The sequence below is a fragment of the Mycobacterium sp. 1245805.9 genome (assembly GCF_001672915.1).
In the GTDB taxonomy this organism is placed as follows: domain Bacteria; phylum Actinomycetota; class Actinomycetes; order Mycobacteriales; family Mycobacteriaceae; genus Mycobacterium.
In genome coordinates this window covers 15,806-31,891 of sequence record NZ_LZKR01000001.1, presented here as the reverse complement: position 1 = coordinate 31,891, position 16,086 = coordinate 15,806, and the positions used below count along the sequence as shown (strand labels likewise).

At 69.0% G+C, this 16,086-nt stretch carries 16 protein-coding genes and 1 riboswitch; of the genes, 1 reads left to right on the top strand and 15 read right to left on the bottom strand.

The features are described 5' to 3' along the window. Positions 1-7: 7 nt before the first annotated feature. The 15 genes from A9X00_RS00150 to A9X00_RS00080 form a co-directional block, all read right to left on the bottom strand. Entirely contained in the window at positions 8-280 is a 273-nt protein-coding gene (locus A9X00_RS00150) for a HypC/HybG/HupF family hydrogenase formation chaperone (RefSeq protein ID WP_067147445.1), read from the bottom strand. Positions 281-295: 15 nt separating this feature from the next. After that, positions 296-1,405: a hydrogenase expression/formation protein HypE gene (hypE, locus tag A9X00_RS00145; protein ID WP_067147441.1), complete on the bottom strand. Its 1,110-nt coding sequence runs from the start codon at positions 1,403-1,405 to the stop codon at positions 296-298. Then, positions 1,402-2,070, bottom strand: coding sequence for an SIS domain-containing protein (locus A9X00_RS00140; RefSeq protein ID WP_067147438.1), 669 nt, complete (start codon positions 2,068-2,070; stop codon positions 1,402-1,404). Before A9X00_RS00140 ends, hypE begins: the two co-directional genes overlap by 4 nt. Continuing rightward, positions 2,070-2,783, bottom strand: coding sequence for a hydrogenase assembly protein HupF (locus A9X00_RS00135; RefSeq protein ID WP_067147435.1), 714 nt, complete (start codon positions 2,781-2,783; stop codon positions 2,070-2,072). The genes A9X00_RS00140 and A9X00_RS00135 overlap by 1 nt, the downstream gene beginning before the upstream one ends. After that, positions 2,780-5,119, bottom strand: coding sequence for a carbamoyltransferase HypF (hypF, locus tag A9X00_RS00130; protein WP_067147432.1), 2,340 nt, complete (start codon positions 5,117-5,119; stop codon positions 2,780-2,782). Before hypF ends, A9X00_RS00135 begins: the two co-directional genes overlap by 4 nt. Before the next feature lies 1 nt (position 5,120). Further along, positions 5,121-5,387 carry a HypC/HybG/HupF family hydrogenase formation chaperone gene (locus A9X00_RS00125; RefSeq protein WP_067147429.1) on the bottom strand — a complete coding sequence of 89 codons (267 nt, stop codon included), beginning with the start codon at positions 5,385-5,387 and terminating at the stop codon, positions 5,121-5,123. Positions 5,388-5,390: 3 nt separating this feature from the next. Next, the gene (locus tag A9X00_RS00120; protein ID WP_067147426.1) at positions 5,391-5,879 is read right to left on the bottom strand and encodes a hydrogenase maturation protease; all 489 of its coding nucleotides are present in this window, start codon (positions 5,877-5,879) and stop codon (positions 5,391-5,393) included. 148 nt (positions 5,880-6,027) lie between these two features. Next, a complete protein-coding gene (locus tag A9X00_RS00115) occupies positions 6,028-7,350 on the bottom strand; it encodes a hypothetical protein (RefSeq protein WP_067147423.1) in 1,323 nt (440 codons plus the stop codon). Then, entirely contained in the window at positions 7,347-8,000 is a 654-nt protein-coding gene (locus A9X00_RS00110; RefSeq protein WP_067147419.1) for a DUF6084 family protein, read from the bottom strand. Before A9X00_RS00110 ends, A9X00_RS00115 begins: the two co-directional genes overlap by 4 nt. Further along, a complete protein-coding gene (locus A9X00_RS00105; protein ID WP_067147416.1) occupies positions 7,997-8,629 on the bottom strand; it encodes a DUF5947 family protein in 633 nt (210 codons plus the stop codon). The genes A9X00_RS00110 and A9X00_RS00105 overlap by 4 nt, the downstream gene beginning before the upstream one ends. Then, the gene (locus tag A9X00_RS00100) at positions 8,626-9,507 is read right to left on the bottom strand and encodes a NifU family protein (RefSeq protein ID WP_067147413.1); all 882 of its coding nucleotides are present in this window, start codon (positions 9,505-9,507) and stop codon (positions 8,626-8,628) included. Before A9X00_RS00100 ends, A9X00_RS00105 begins: the two co-directional genes overlap by 4 nt. A 56-nt stretch (positions 9,508-9,563) precedes the next feature. After that, positions 9,564-11,363: a nickel-dependent hydrogenase large subunit gene (locus tag A9X00_RS00095; protein WP_067147410.1), complete on the bottom strand. Its 1,800-nt coding sequence runs from the start codon at positions 11,361-11,363 to the stop codon at positions 9,564-9,566. Positions 11,364-11,409: 46 nt separating this feature from the next. Then, the gene (locus A9X00_RS00090) at positions 11,410-12,465 is read right to left on the bottom strand and encodes a hydrogenase expression protein HypE (RefSeq protein ID WP_067147407.1); all 1,056 of its coding nucleotides are present in this window, start codon (positions 12,463-12,465) and stop codon (positions 11,410-11,412) included. A gap of 301 nt (positions 12,466-12,766) precedes the next feature. Further along, positions 12,767-13,537 (bottom strand): hydrogenase nickel incorporation protein HypB, encoded by a 771-nt coding sequence (hypB, locus tag A9X00_RS00085; protein ID WP_067147404.1) that lies wholly within the window; start codon positions 13,535-13,537, stop codon positions 12,767-12,769. A 123-nt stretch (positions 13,538-13,660) separates the two neighbouring features. Continuing rightward, a complete protein-coding gene (locus A9X00_RS00080) occupies positions 13,661-13,996 on the bottom strand; it encodes a hydrogenase maturation nickel metallochaperone HypA (protein ID WP_067147401.1) in 336 nt (111 codons plus the stop codon). 83 nt (positions 13,997-14,079) lie between these two features. Beyond that, positions 14,080-14,269, top strand: a riboswitch (cobalamin riboswitch). A gap of 101 nt (positions 14,270-14,370) precedes the next feature. Between A9X00_RS00080 and A9X00_RS00075 the strand changes: the two genes are divergently transcribed. Next, a complete protein-coding gene (locus tag A9X00_RS00075) occupies positions 14,371-16,086 on the top strand; it encodes a PPE family protein (RefSeq protein WP_067147398.1) in 1,716 nt (571 codons plus the stop codon).

Genomic DNA, 16,086 nt, shown 5'->3' with positions numbered 1-16,086 from the left:
CGTCGGTCTAAGTGATGGCCGACGAGTCGAAGGCTTCCATCTCGGTGGCATAGGCGTCGCCGAGTTTTTGGATGGCGGCCAGGGTGAGCAACGCCTCGCTCTCGTCGATCTTGGCCATGGCGAACCCGACGTGGACCAGGACCCAGTCGTCGGGCTGGGGCATGTCGTCCTCCAGCAGGCGCACGCTGATGGTGCGCTGCACGCCGCTGACGTCTACTTTCGCCAGATAGTTTGCGGGATCGGTGATTTCGACGATCCGGCCCGGAATCCCAAGGCACATGTCAGCCCATCTCCTTTAACAAATCCTCGGCAGCGGGTCCCCGACGAGCATGTCGACGATCCGCGTCCCGCCGAACCCGGTGCGCAGCACCACGGTTTCGGCGGGTTCGGCGACGATCTCCCCCACCTCGGCCGCGTCGGCGCCCAGGGGATGGGACCGCAGCGCGGCCAGCGCGGCGTCGGCCTCCTCCGCGGCGACGACGGCGACGAACTTGCCCTCGTTCGCGACGTACAAAGGATCGATGCCGAGCAACTCGCAGGCCCCGTTGACCATGGGCCGCACCGGAAGTCGCTCCTCTTCGAGCAGCACCCCGAGACCGCAGGCCTGGGCGAGCTCGTTGCACACGGTGCCGACCCCGCCGCGGGTCGCGTCGCGCATCCACCGGGTGGACGGGGCGGCCGCCAAGAGCAGCTCCACCAGCGGGCTGACCGACGCGGTGTCGGAGGCGATGTCGGCCTCGATCGCCAGGTCGCCGCGGGCGAGCATGACGGCCATGCCGTGATCGCCCATCGGCCCCGACAGCAGCACCTTGTCGCCGGTGCGCACCGACTGCGCCGACAGCGCCCGCCCGTTGGGGATGACGCCCGCCCCGGTGGTGGTGATGAACAGCCCGTCGGCCGCGCCCTTGGGCACCACCTTGGTGTCCCCGGTGACGATCTGCACACCCGCGGCCGCGGCCGCCGCGGCCATGTCGGCGACGATCTCCTTCAACTCCGCGATCGGCAAGCCTTCTTCGATCACGAAAGCCGCCGAGATCCAGGACGGCACGGCGCCGGCCATCGCGAGGTCGTTGCAGGTGCCGTGGACGGCGAGTTCGCCGATCGACCCGCCGGGAAAACGCCTGGGCTGCACCACGAACGAGTCCGTCGACATCGCCAGGCGCTCGCCGCCGGGCAGCGCAAGGACGGCACCGTCGCCGAGGGACTCCAGCAGCGGGTTGCGGAAGGCCTCGAGGAACACCGCATCCACCAGCGCGGCCGAGGCCTTGCCGCCCGCCCCGTGGGCCAGCGTCACGTGGTCGTCGAGCAGCCGGGGGCGGCGCCTACGGAACGACTCGATCCGCTCGATCACCTCGCCCTCGCCGAACCGCGGGCCCGACGAAAGGTATTCGCCAGCTTTGCTCATGCGGCCCCCAGCCCCTCGTCGCCCAACCGTTCGTGCACGCTCAGCCACAGCTGGTAGCCCAGCAGCGCCTGCGACTCCTGTATCCGGTGCACGCTTTGCGACCGAACGACGAAGCAGGCGTCCACGTTCGGGTCGTGGGCGAAGGCGCCGCCGTCATAGCCGGCGAAGCCGATGGTGTACAGGCCGCGGCGGCGCGCCTCGGCGAGCGCGGCGAGCAGGTTGGGCGAACCGCCGCTGGTCGACATGGCGATCGCGATGTCACCGTCCTTCGCGCGGGCGATCAACTGGCGGGCGAACACCAGCTCGAACCCGACGTCGTTGCCCAACGCGGTCAGGACGGCCTGATCGGCGGTCAACGGCCACGCGGGCAGCGGCCTGCCGATGGGTGGCCGGGCGAACAGCCGCGCCAACGTCGTGGAATCGGTGCAGCTGCCCCCGTTTCCGAAGGTGAACAGCCGCCCGCCCGCCGCGAACCGGCGCGCCATCTCGGTGGCGGCCGCCTCCACCAGGTCGGCGTTGGCCTCGCACGTGGAGCGGCGCAGCGCCAGGCTCTCGGCCGCTTTCGCCTGCGCCGAGGCCGCCAGGTCGGCCAGCAGCGAGTTCGCGTCCTCCTCCTGCGCGTCGATGAACGGATACAGGAAGTTGGTGGGTTCGTCGGTGCTCATCACGAATCCTCCAGCCGGCTGATCGCGGTGCCGGCGTGCACCAGCACCAACTCGCCGGCGGCCACCGGGTCGACGAGCGTGGTGATCACGTCCTCGATGCCGCGCGCGGTGCGCACCGACGCCTGGCCGCTTTCCGATGGGCCGATGACTTCGCCCAGCCGCCCCTCGTCGCTGCACGTCACGCAAAGTGCTTCCGAACACTCGTCTTTCAGTAACCCCGGGTGCTCGAAACACACGTGCGTCAGCTCCCACAGCAGGTGATAGAAGAGCACGAAGCCGCCCGTCGCCGGCACCCGCGGATCCGGATCGTCGAGCCACAGCACGTGATCGGCCATCCCTGCCGGGGGGCGCTCGCCGCTGCCGATCCAGATCGTCGTCGCGCCCCATGCCGGACTGCGCCGCATCACCGAGCGCACCTGCGGGTCGTCGGCCCCGGACACCGCGACCACGATGTCCCCGGGCCGAACCGACACCCGGACCAGGTCCACCAGGTCGGGTCCGGTCAGCGCGACGGCCGGCAGCGCCCGCTTGCCGACGATCACCGGATGCACGAACTCGACGGCGATGTGCAGCGCGTGTGGTTCCCACGACGGCGCGATGGACCACATGGTCGCGCCCGCGGCGAAACGCTTGGCCAGCGTGAACGCGGTGGCGGCGAGGTCTTCGGCCAACTCGGCGCCCAGCCCGCGGTCGATCGCGGTGGTGGTAGTCATCGCGCATCCTCTGCTAAACCCGTCAGCATCGCGACCGCGGCCTGGCCCAGCGCCAGCCCGCCGTCATTAGGCGGGACGGTGTGGTGGGTCAGCACCTCGAATCCGTTGTGCCGCAGGCGCGCACGGCAAGCGCGCAGCAGCAGCACGTTCTGGAAGACCCCGCCGGTGAGCCCCACCAGACGGACATCGCCCGCCACGCGACCGACCACCTTGGCGACGGCGTCCGCGAGCGCCTCGTGGAAGGCGGCGGCCAGCAGCGCGGGCCGGGTGCCGGCGTAGAGGGCCGCCACCATCGTTTGCACCATGGTCGTCGGATCGATCACCCCATCGGCCCGCACGCTCAGCGGCAGCGACGGCCCCTGATCGTCCGAGGCGGTCTCCGCGAGCGCCTCGAGCTCGATGGCGGCCTGACCCTCGTAGTCGATCCGGTGCCGCACCCCGAGCAGCGACGCGACGGCGTCGAACAGCCGGCCGACGCTCGAACACGGCACGCATCCGGCTCCGCTCTCCAATTGCGAGCGGGTGAGCCGTAATTCGTCCTCGGTCGCGGCGGCGACCGGCGCGAGGTCGGGGGTCCAGTCGATGCCGGCCATCCATAACTGCGACAGCGCCATCCGCCACGGGTTGCGCACCGCGGCGTCACCGCCCGGCAGCGGCACCGGCAGCAGGTGGCCGGCCCGAACGAACCGATGGCTGTCGGTGCCGAGGGCAAGAACCTCACCGCCCCAAATGGTTTGGTCGCAGCCGTAGCCGGTCCCGTCGAACGACACCCCGATGACGGGCTCCCCGATGCGGCCGTGCTCGGCCAGCAGCGAGACGACGTGCGCGTGGTGGTGCTGGACGAGATCCAGCGGCCGCTCGCCGGCATGGCGCTCCGCCCAGCTCCGGGTGTGATACCCCGGGTGCAGGTCCGCGGCCATTCGTGCCGGCTCGCCGCGCAGCCCGGAGAGCTGGCCGACCGCGCGCTCGAACGACCGCAGTGTCTCCCAGGTGGCCATGTCTCCGATGTGACCGGACAGGTACGCCCGCGAGCCGTCGGTGAGGCAGAAGGTGTTCTTCAGCTCCCCGCCGACGGCGAGCACGGCCGGCCCCGTGCGCCCGAGGTCGACCGGCAGCGGCGCGTAGCCGCGGGACCGGCGGATCGGCAGCTCCCGACCGTCGATCACTCGCACCACGGAGTCGTCGCACGGCACGTGGATCGGCCGGTCGTGGTCGAGGACCGCGTCGCACAGCGCCGGAAGTCGTTCGGCGGCATCGTCATCGGTGAAGCAGATGGGCTCGTCGGAGCGGTTGGCGCTGGTCAGCACCAGCGCGTCGGGCACCCGTTCGACCGTGCCGGGCACGGGCGCCAGCAGCAGGTGATGGATGGGGGAGTAGGGCAGCATCAGCCCGAGCAGCGGGCTGCCCGGCGCGACCGCGTCGGCGACCGGCGCAGCCGCGCGGCGGCGCAGCAGCACGATCGGGCGGGCGGCGCTCGACAGCACCGCGGCCTCGTCGGCGTCGACGCACGCGTAGCGCCGCGCGACCTCGAGATCGCGGACGAGCATGGCGAATGGCTTGGCGCCCCGCGCCTTTCGGGACCGGAGGGCGCCGACGGCCGCGTCGTCGTCGACCGCGCAGGCCAGGTGGTAGCCGCCGATCCCCTTGACCGCGACGACGGCACCGGTCGCCAGCGCGCGCTGGGCGGCCGCCAGCGCGGCGTCCGACCCGGCCACCTCACCGGCTCGCGACGAAAACCGCAGCGAAGGCCCGCAATCGGGGCAGGCGATCGGCTGCGCGTGGAACCGGCGGTCCGCCGGATCCTGGTATTCGGCGGCGCACCGTCCGCACATCGCGAACGCCGACATGGTCGTGGCCGGGCGGTCGTACGGCAACTCCCGGATGATGGTGAACCGCGGCCCGCAGTTGGTGCAGGTCACGAAGGGGTGGCGGTAACGGCGGTCGCGCGGGTCGAACAGCTCGCGCACGCAGTCGTCGCACACCGCGATGTCGGGCGGAATCGGTGTGGCCGCACCGGCGACGGCCCGGCTCTCGACGATCCGGAACTCGCGTCCATCGAGGCGGTCGGCCGGCAGCTCGGCGACGGTCACGCTGCCGATGCGCGCCAGCGGCGGGGCCTCGGCGCGCAGCCGACGGGCGAATTCAGCCAGGCGTGCGCGATCCCCCTGCACCTCCAGGAACACCGCGCCGGAATCGTTGCCGACGAACCCGGCCAGGCCGAGCTCGCTGGCGATGCGATGGACGAATGGGCGAAAGCCGACCCCCTGAACGACACCGGTCACGGTGAAGTGCTGCCGAATGTCGTCGTTCCGCAGCATCAGGGGGGCTTCGGTCATCTCAGCCGCCCCCCGGGCTGGCCGTCGGATCGGCGCGGCCCCGGCCCATCAGCTCGAGGCCGGCCATCGCTTCCTCCGCGCCGGCGCGGTCCGTCTTCTCCACGGCGAAGCCCATGTGGATGATTATCCAGTCGCCGGGCGCGAACGTCTCCTCCGGCAGCATGCCGACGTTGACCCGGCGCTCCTCGCCGGTGACGTCGACGAGCGCGAGCTGCCCCTCGTATCCGTCCAACATCCGGATCACTTGACCGGGAATCCCCAGGCACATGGCTCAGCGGCCCTTTCCTACGGTGGACGTCTGCAGCGCCGCGACGATTTCCTCGACGGCCCGCGCCGCGCGGGGTACGGCCTTGGCCACGGGCTCGGTGAGCCCGATGCCTTCCTCGACGCTGCCCGCCTCGCACCCCACGACCACCGTGTAGGGCGGGCTGCCCCCCAGGGCGCGCAGGCTGGCGAACACCGCGGCCGGATCCATGCTGTGCGCGTCCAAACCCGTTGCGTCCGAGGTCTCTTCGCAGTCGGCCTGGAACACGTGCAACGTGCCGGGGCTGCCGCGGCTGGGCACGGCGTCGACGAGGACCAACGAATCCCACTCCTCGAGCAGGTCGTAGGCCAGGTGCATGCCGCGGATGCCGTAGTCGATGACCCGGACGCCGGCGGCGTCCCCCGGGATCTCGGCGTTGCGGACAACTTCCGAGCCGAATCCGTCGTCCCCCAGGAAGATATTGCCGATCCCGGCCACCAGGATGCGTGTTGTCATCGGTTCCCCCGGTTGGCTACATCCGCCTCAGCTTCAGGTAGCGGCGGGCGTCGGGCAGCGATATCAGCCCGAGCATGACTGCGATCGCGGCCACCACCGCGATGATGGCGAGGAATATCCAGCCCAAGACTTCCATTTCGATCTCCTTTCAGGGCTTTGCCGGTTGTCCGGCTTCGAGCGGTTCCACTTCGTCGGGCGAGAAGTACAGGTAGCGGCCGTACCAGTGGTGCAGCTCGGCGGCCAGGTCGTCGTCGACGACGACCGCGACGTGCTTGTCGCCCTCCACGTCTTCGTGCACCGACGTCACGCGGGCGGTCTTGCCGGCGACGAAGATGTCCTGCGCGTCGGCGTTGCGCATCGGCCGCAACCGCACCCGACTGCCGCGCGCGACCCGGACGCCGTTCACCAGCACCGCGTCGACCTCGGGGCGGACGGCGTTGTCGGCCAGCGGATCCCACCAGTCGACCCCGTCGGGGATCTCGGGGACCAGCCCCGAGAGCGCGTGCGGGTCGCGCAGCACACCGTGCAGGCGTGCCATCGCGTCGGGTGACATGGCGTCACACTGGTCGATGATGTGCGCGGCCCGCGGGTCGGTGGCCCGCGCCTGCGCCTTCTCCTCGTCGGTCATCGTCATCACGCGCAGCGTGAGGATCTCGTCGATCTCCGTGCAGTCATACAGCGCCGCGCTGCTTTGTTCGGCGACCTCGGGGTGGTCGTAGAGGATGATCGGCGAGATCAACAGGATGTCGCGGGTGCCCGCGGGGCCCGCCAGCACGGGGAAGCATCGGTGCTGGCGACAGCGCGACGCCGCGGCGGCGACGCCCGGCGGCGGCTCCAGCAGCGAAACGAATTCCCCGCCAACGACTTCGGCGATGATGTGGGTGCCGATCATGGACCGCGCGATCGAATCGGCTTTGCTGCCGGCGGCCTCGCCGACGTTGGTTACCCGCACCGTAACCCGGCGCAGGTCGCCGTCCGGCTCGCTGGCGACCGTCAGCTCACCGCGCACCTCGCGCCGTTCGCGGACCAGCCGTCCACCGGCCAGCAGCTCGACATCCGTGGCGGCTTCCGCCAGCACCGGCAGCGTGCGCGGCCGACCGTCCAGGGGGAGGGGTCCGAAGGACAGTTCGCACTCGACCGCCTCGTCCCAGGTCAGCCACGACCCGGCCGCGGTCTTCAGCTCGTCCACCGGTTCGAATGCGCCGTGCGCGAATTCGCGCTCGGCCCGGCGATGCTGCAACTGGAGGAATCGCACCACCAGCGTCAGCGCCTCCGACCCGTCGACCAGGAACGCCGCCGCGAGGGTGTCGTCCTCACCGAGGCCGGCGTCCGCGGCGCCGGGCGGGCCCAAAACGCCGAATTGCCAGCGTGACTGGTTCTTGCTCGACGTGCCGCGATACGGGTAGAGCAGGTAACCCTCGTACAACACCGCGTCGGCGACGGCGCGGGCCCGGTCCCAAGCGGAGGTCATGTGGCCGCCTCCCGTTCGGTGTCCAGCAGCGAGGTGACCGCGTGGTCGAGGTCGAGCAGCCCCTGCGCCGACTTGTAGGCCGCCAGCGCCGCGATGGTTTCGTGGCTCAGCCGCACCCAGCCGGTGTTGGGATAGTGCTGTGCGATCAGGTCCCGCCACACCGCGACCGGCATGTCGTAGCGATACTCGCAGTCCCACGACACCTGCTGGACCGAGAAGCCGCGTTCGGACTTGACGAAAATGGTTCCGCTGAACAGGAATTGGAGGGGCAGCGCGCCGTCGCGCAGCGCGTGCAGGTACTTGGCGGCGGCGACCTCGAAGTCGTAGGTGCAATCCAGCGGGAGCGCGACCGTCGTGTTGCCGGCGAAGCCGGGCACCATCGCGGTCGCGTGTTGCCAGAGGAAAGTGCGTTGGGTGGTGGCCCAGCGTTCGCGGGGGCCGAACAAGTCGAGCAGCCCGGCCGCCTCCGCCTCCGAGTAGGAACGCCGCAGCGGCTCGATCCGGACCTGGCAGCGCAGGGCGATCGCGTGGACCGGGTCGTCACTGCTGGCGGCGACGCTGACCCGCGCGGTGAGCACCGGGCTCACCGAGTACGGTTCGGGCGCCACGTCGAGGACCGCGAAGTTCACGTCCACGTGCTCTGTTGTCATGGCGGCGTCTCCACTGCGCGAGCGGCGATCCGGGCAAAGAAGTCGTCGATGAACGCGCGGGCCTCCTGGCCGCCGTCGAACCCCCGCCACAGCATGCGCAGGCGCCCGACGAACTCATAGCAGGCGTCGATCGGGACGAGATAGGTTTGCGGATCGGCAGATTCGTTATCCGGGACGCGGACCAGCAGCGCCTCGACGTCGTCGGTCAGCAGGCCCACCCGCGGATCTGCGCCGCCGATCGCGTTCCAGGCCTGAAGGTCGAGTTCGGATTCGGTCGCCCCGGCCGGGCCGGGGTAGAAGGCGACGGTGCGCCCGAGCGCGGAGTTGGTGAAGAAGAAGGCGACGCCGACGGGAATCTGCAGCGCCTCCCACGCGCGGCGGTCCAGCGCGAAGCTCGGGAAGGCCAGGTACCGGTCCGGCACCGCCCGGTAGCGCAGGTCGGCGCCGGTATCGGTGAACAGCAGGTAGCAGGCGCGGCAGACGCACATCAGCTGCCGGGCACCGACATTCACGACGTGCTGGTGTTCGTCGGCGATGATTTCGGAGCACATTTCGCAGCGCTCGGCCGCCGGCTCGGGGGCCGCGCGGTCGCTTCGGATGCGGGCCAAAACGTCGTACGGGGTCGTCACGCGCCGGCCCCCATCGGTTCGGCGAGCGCCACCGAGGGCACCCCGTCGCGGGGCAGCAGGGGGAGCGGCTCGAGGTGGGCTCCGTCGGGGCCGGCGCCCGCGTGCACGATGTCGAACTGCGTGCCGCAGCGCGGGCAACCCAACAGCGTCTCGTTCAGTCGTGCGCCCGCCAACGAGTCGTCACAGACCGGGCAGTGGTCGCGGTAGGCCAGCGGCAGGTCGCCGACCCTGCACACCAGCAGCGCGGTGCCCGCGACCCGGAACCCCGCGACGTCGCCCGGCTCCAACTCGGCCAATTCGGGAAGCGGATGCCAGGTACCGGCCCCGTTCGAACGGAGGTGTGCCATGAGCGATTCCGCCGGGATCACGGACTCGTCGCTCGCCGGCTCCGCCGTCACCACCTCGATCGAGGTGACCTCCGGCGCGGCCGCCCGGACCGCGTCCTCGACGGCCAGCTCCAGCGTCACGGCCGACGACGGGCAACTCTTGCAGCTGCCCTTGAATGCCAGCCGCACGGTGCCATCGCCGACCACCTCCAGCAGGTCGACGTCCCCGCCGTGCGAGCCGAGGTACGGCCGCACCCGGTCCAGCGCATCGGACACCCGTCGGTGCACATCATGCGGGTGCAGCCCGTGGACCAGCAGCAAGCTGGCCACCAGGTCGTCGGTGGCCAGCCGCTCGGCGAAACCGGCCTCGCCGGCCCGCACGATCCGTTCCAGGGCGGCCCCGTAGAGACCGACCACCTCGCGGACCAACTGCTGCGCGCGCTCGTGGGCGGCCGCGCCGCCCGCCGCGCAGGAATCCAGGAGCGTCTGGATCCGATCGCCCGCTGCGCGCCACTGCGTTTCGTTCTCGGGAGTCTCCGGGCGATCAGCCATGCGTCCTCCAATTTTGTGACGACCCGCTTCGCCCGGCTTCGCCGCGCTTGCGATCGTCACGCCCCGACAGGCGACTGGGTCGGCGTGTGCAGTCTCTCCAGGGTCTTGCCCTTCCCGAGGTACATGTGCACGCCGCACGGCAGGCACGGGTCGAAGCTGCGCACCGTGCGCATGACGTCGATGCCCTTGAAGTTGTCCCGGCCGTTCTCCTCGAAGATCGGCTGACCCTGCACGGCGTCCTCGTACGGTCCCGGTGTGCCGTAGCTGTCGCGCGGGTTGGCGTTCCACGGGGTGGGCGGGTACGGGTGGTAGTTGGCGATCTTGCCGTCCCGGATCACCATGTGGTGGCTGAGCACGCCGCGCACCGCCTCGGTGAACCCGCAACCGATGGCCTCGTCGGGCACCTCGAAGCGCTCCCAGGTCTTGGTGCGCCCTGCGCGGATCTCCTCCAACGCCTTCTCGGCGAAGTGCAAAGCGCACGCGGCCGCGTAGGCCTGGAAGTAGGTGCGGGCCCGGTCACGTTCGATCGTGTTGCTGCCGTACGTGGGGATCTTCCACTCCAGCTCCACCGGCCCCTTGAGGGCGGTCTTGGGGAAGTTGATCTTGACGCTGTTCCCCGTCGCCTTGACGTAGCCGATGTCGACCAGGCCCGCGAGCGCCGTCGCCCACAACCGGGCCAGCGGGCCGCCGCCGGTGTCCAGCGCCAGGTGGTCCGTGCCGTCGAACCAGCGCGGGGACATCACCCAGCTGTACTTGCCGCCCTCCATGTCCCGCTTCTGGGGATGCGGGTTGGTGTGCTGGTTCCACGGGTGGCGCCGGTCCACCGCGTTGCCGAGCGGATCGGTCTTGACGAACATCTCCTGGTCGGTCCAGTCGTCGTAATACGAACTGCCCAAAAGGATCCGGATGCCGAGGTTGATGTCCACCAGCGAGTGGGTGACCAGCTTGCCGTCGACCACCACGCCCGGCGTGACGAACATCGCGTTGCCCCAACGCTCCATGTCCTTGTACGCGAAGTTGCAGACCTCGGGGTCCTGGAACGAGCCCCAGCAGCCGAGCAGCGTGCGGCGCAGCCCGACCTTGTCGTAACCGGGCAGCGCTTCGTAGAAGAAGTCGAACAGGTCATCGTGCATCGGCACGACCTTCTTCATGAACTCGACATAGCGCATCAGCCGCGTCATGTAGTCCGTCATCAGCTGAACGGTGGCGACGGTGCCGATGCCGCCGGGGTACAGCGTCGACGGGTGCACGTGGCGACCCTCCATGAGGCAGAACATCTCTCGCGTCCAGCGACTGACCTGAAGCGCCTCCCGATAGAACTCCCCGGTGAACGGGTTGAGCGAGCGCATGATGTCGGCGATCGTCCGGTACCCGTGTGCGTCGGCGTGTGGCGCCTCGGTCTTCTCCGCCAGCGAGAGCACGCTCGGGTTGGTCTCGGAGACCATCTTCTCGCAGAAGTCCACCCCGACCAGGTTCTCCTGGAAGATGTTGTGGTCGAACATGTACTCGGCGGCCTCGCCGAGGTTGATCAGCCACTCACCGAGATGCGGCGGCTTGACCCCGTACGCCATGTTCTGGGTGTATACCGAACACGTGCAGTGGTTGTCGCCGCAGATGCCGCAGATGCGGCTGGTGATGAAGTGGGCGTCGCGAGGATCCTTGCCCTTCATGAAGATCGAGTAGCCGCGGAAGATCGACGAGGTGCTGTGGCACTCGACGACTTCCTTGTTCTCGAAATCGATCTTGGTGTAGATGCCGAGGCTGCCCACGATCCGCGTGATCGGATCCCAGGCCATCTCGACGAGCTGGCCGGGTTCCCGCTTGGCGGTGGTCGGCTCGGGGACGATAGTTGTCATCGAAGTCCCTCCGGGTGAGGCGAAATAGAACGAAGCGTGCCGCGACCTACCAGGTGCGGCGGGCCCCGGTGGTGAGTTGGTCGCCGTTGTGGCGCCACTTCGGCTCTTTGTCGACGGTGCGGCCCGTGACACCGCGCAGGCTGCGGATCACGCTGCCGTACAAGCCGACCGCGGTGCTGGATAGCTTGCCGCCCGGCGGCTCGTCCATGAACGGCATGAACTTGTCCGGGAAGCCGGGCATGGTGCATCCGATGCAGATCCCGCCGACGTTGGGGCAGCCGCCGACACCGTTGATCCACCCGCGCTTGGGCACGTTGCATTTGACGACCGGGCCCCAACAGCCAAGCTTCACAATGCATTTCGGTGACCCGTATTCGGTGGCGAAATCGCCCTGCTCGTAGTAGCCGGCGCGGTCACAGCCTTCGTGCACGGTTTTGCCGAACAACCACGTGGGGCGCAGCGCGTCGTCGAGCGGGATCATCGGCGCCTGACCGGTGGCCATGTAGAGCAGGTAGGTGAGCGTCTCGGACAGGTTGTCCGGGTGGATCGGGCAGCCCGGAACGCAGACGATCGGGATGCCGGCCTTGCTCTTCCAGTCCCAGCCGAGGTAGTCGGGCACGCCCATCGCCCCGGTCGGGTTGCCGGCCATCGCGTGGATGCCCCCGTAGGTGGCGCAGGTCCCGACCGCGACGATCGCGGTGGCCTTGGGCGCCAGCCGGTCGAGCCACTCGCTGGTGGTCATGGGCTGGCCGGTGGCCGGGTCGTTGCCGAACCCGCACCAGTACCCCTCGTCCTTGATCTTCTCGTTCGGGATGGATCCCTCGACGACGAGCACGAACGGTTCGAGCTCGCCGCGATCGGCTCTGAAGAACCACTCGAGGAAGTCGTCGGCCCCGCCGTTAGGGCCGCATTCGAAATCGATCAGGGGCCAGTGCACGGCAACCTTGGGCAAGCCCGGAAGCGCACCGAGGGCTATTTCCTCCACGCTGGGCTGGGTGGCGGCAGTCAGCGCCACCGAATCGCCGTCGCAACTGAGGCCCGCGTTGATCCATAGAACATGGATCAATGTTTCTTCCGCTTTGACTGCTGCTTCTGTCGGCATGCTGCAGCTTTCCGGAGCTCGGGCTGGACGCTCCTTGCGCTGCCGGAGTCGACCGTCGGCCCACTTGCGCAGCGCTGATTTTGGGTCTACTCCCGCCTCAGTCGGTTGTCAACGGTCGGCAAATAGACAGCTGTGCTATTGGCCCCTGATTGCGCTCAATGGCGTTGCCGGACAGGGGATTTCGGCGATCCGCGGCGCGCGCGGCGAACCCGTGAGCATGCCTAACGAAGGACCGGAAAGTTGCGTTGTCTTGCAAGCGATTTGCAAGTCCGTCATGCGAGTGGATTGCAGTACGGCGTGGTCAGCCGTCGGGGTTGGTCGCGAACCGCCGCAGCCACCCGAACCAGGCGCCCATGCCGGCGCCGGTGCGCGCGCTGACCGGCAGGATCTCGGCCGCGGCGTTGACTTCGCGGACGTGCGAGATGTACGAGTCGACGTCGACATCCAGGTAGGGCACCAGGTCAATCTTGTTGAGCAGCACCACGTCCACCGATCGGAACATCACCGGGTACTTCAGCGGCTTGTCCTCGCCCTCGGTGACGGAGTACACCATGGCCTTGGCGTGCTCGCCGACGTCGAACTCCGCGGGGCAGACCAGGTTGCCGACGTTCTCGATGATCACCAGGTCCAGGCCGGGGAGGTCGAGGCCGGGCAGGGCGCGATTCACCATCGGTGCGTCGAGGTGGCATTCCCCGCCAAACCCGTTGCTGGTGTTGAGCAGTGACACCTGGGCGCCGCGGCCGCTGAGCTTGGCCGCGTCCAGGTCGGTGGCGATGTCGCCCTCGATGACACCGATCGCGAATTCGCCCGCGAGCTCGTCCAGCGTCGACTGCAGGATGGTCGTCTTGCCCGAGCCCGGGGAGCTCATCAGGTTCAGCGTGCGGATCCCGTGGCTCTCGAACGCCGCGCGGTTCGCCTCGGCGAGGACGTCGTTCTCGGCGAAGATCGCCTCCAGCACGTCGATGCGCTGCTTGCCCGTCTGGTAGTGACTGTGGTCCCCGTGCTCGTGGTCGGGATGGTCGTGATCGTGGGTGTGCACGGTTCCGTCGTCGTGCCGGTGAAACCTACCCATGGCCGAATCCTAATGCGCACCGCAACGGGGACTCCCGCGCCGAGTGTGCATCCCGCGACGTATCCGCGGCGTGTCGCGTCGCGAAATGCACATTCGTGGAGTTGCCCTGAGCGCCTGAGGCTTTCACGATACGTCCAAGGATGTAACCAGGAACTCGTTGCCGCGCAGCACCTCGACGTCGGGGCTGTCGCACTGCGGGCACCAGATGGACCAGGCCGACGTGATCTCGGACTGGCGGCCGCAGGAACGGCAGCGCACCTCGGCGCCGACGCACTCGAGTTCCAGCTCGGCGTCCGGCATGTCCTCGGAGTCCCGGACCAGTGTCCAGCAGAACGACAGCGATTCCGGCACCACCTGGCGAAGGGCCCCGATCCGCACCCGCACCACGTCGACGTGCCGGCCCCCGGCGTGGGTCTTCACCAGGTCGGCGATGGCCTCGCAGAGCGACAGCTCGTGCATGGCCCTTTTCTACACCCGAAACGGTGGTGGCCTGAACTCAAGCGCAACTCGATCTCAGCATCAGCTGGGTTTGCTCGATTCGGGCAAGTTCGGGCCGGGGGTGCGACAATATTCCGCGTAAGGCGATGACGACGCAGGAAGCCGGTGCGAATCCGGCGCGGTCCCGCCACTGTCATCGGGGAGCGAACCTCACGAAGCCACGGCCACCGGTCGGAAGGCGAGGCGAGCAGCGATCCGAGAGCCAGGAGACTCGCGTCATCGTGTCCTGCTACCCGGGGCGGAGTACCCCGAGAGAGCTGGCCTGTCATGGCGCCGCAAACCTCTTTGTCGAACCAGCACTGTCGAACCATCACTGTCGAATTCGGTCGTCTCCGATGACCGGCCCAATCTGGATGGCGTCACCGCCAGAGGTCCATTCGGCACTGCTGAGCAGCGGGCCGGGGCCCGGTCCGCTACTGGCCGCGGCAGAGTCGTGGACCTCGTTGAGCATCGCGTACACCGAGACGGCCGAGGAGCTGACCGCGCTGATGGTGGAGGTGCAGGCCGGCGCATGGGAGGGCCCCAGCGCGGCGGCGTATGTAGCCGGCCACGCCCCGCACATTGCCTGGCTCACGCTGGCCGCCGCCGACAGCGCGGCGACGGCCGTCCGACATCAAGCGGCGGCCACCGCCTACACCACCGCCCTTGCCGCGATGCCCACCCTGGCCGAGCTGGCCGCCAACCACGCCACCCACGCGGTGTTGCTGGGGACAAATTTCTTCGGCATCAACACCATTCCCATCGCACTGAATGAAGCCGACTATGCACGGATGTGGGTACAGGCCGCGACCGTGATGGGCATCTACCACGTGGTGGCGACCGCCGCGGTGGCCTCGTCACCGCAGGTGCCGGCGGCGCCGAAGATCGTGAACTTTCATGCGCTGGTGGAAGCGTTCTACCAGGCCTTCCCGTTGCCTCCCGACTCGGAGAACGAGGTCATGGCCTGGCTGACGAAGATCGGTTTCGTCGACTACTGGAACAACGTCTTAGAACCGCTGAGCAACGCGCTGTACAACAATCCCTTCTTCGCGGCGATGTTTTCCGGGTTTGACCCCTACCTGCCGCTGCTGGGTAACCCGCTGATCTTCCTCAGTCCGACCAACATCGCGTTCGCCCTGGGCTACCCGATGGATATCGGCTCGTATGTCGCGTATCTGTCGGAGACGTTCTTCTTTATCGGACTGGATCTGACGGCGGCGCTCGCGAGCGGGGATCCCGCGACGATCGGTTTCACCATCCTGTTCACCACCGTCGAAGCCGTCGGCACGATCATCACCGACACCATCGCGTTGCTCAAGACGCTGCTCGAGCAGACTGCCGTGGTCCTGACGGTTTTCGTGCCCCTGATAACCGCTCCGATAGTGGCGTTGGCCGCCGGCGGGGTGGCGCCGATCGGCCTCGCCGGCCTGGCGGGACTGGCCGCCGTGCCGCCGGTACCGCCCGTCGGGCCGCCCATCATGCCGCCGGTTCTCGCGCTGTCTCCCGGCATCTCGACCCCCGCGTCCTCTCCGACGCCGGCTCCCGTGGAGGCCACCGCGCCGGCCGCCACGCCCGCGGCGCCCCCGCCGTCGGCCACCCCACCGACGGTGACCGGGGCGGGTACCGGTGTGGGCATGGAAGGGTTCGCCTATCTGGTGGGCGACCTGAGCGCGGTTGCCGGCGCGGCGGCGGCCGGCAAGGCGCGAAAGAAGGCGCCCCAACCCGACAGCGCCGCCGCGCCGGTGACCGCGGCGACACCCATAGAAAAGGACAGAACGCAGCGGCGCCGGCGCACGAGGGCGCAGATGCTTGGGCGCGGTTACGAATACATGGATTTGGACGACGGAAGCTCCGCGGGCGAAGACCTGGTTGGCGCGGCGACGGCATCGGCAACTGGCGGCGCGCCTCAGGGGTTCGCCGGAATCGCCACCAAAACCGGCGCCGGACCGGCGGGGTTGGCCATGCTCGCCGACGATGCCTTCGACGGCAGCCCGCGGATGCCGATGATTCCGAGCACGTGGAGCGGCGCCTCACCCACGCAGCAGGAAACATCCGACGGGGGCACCGTGTGA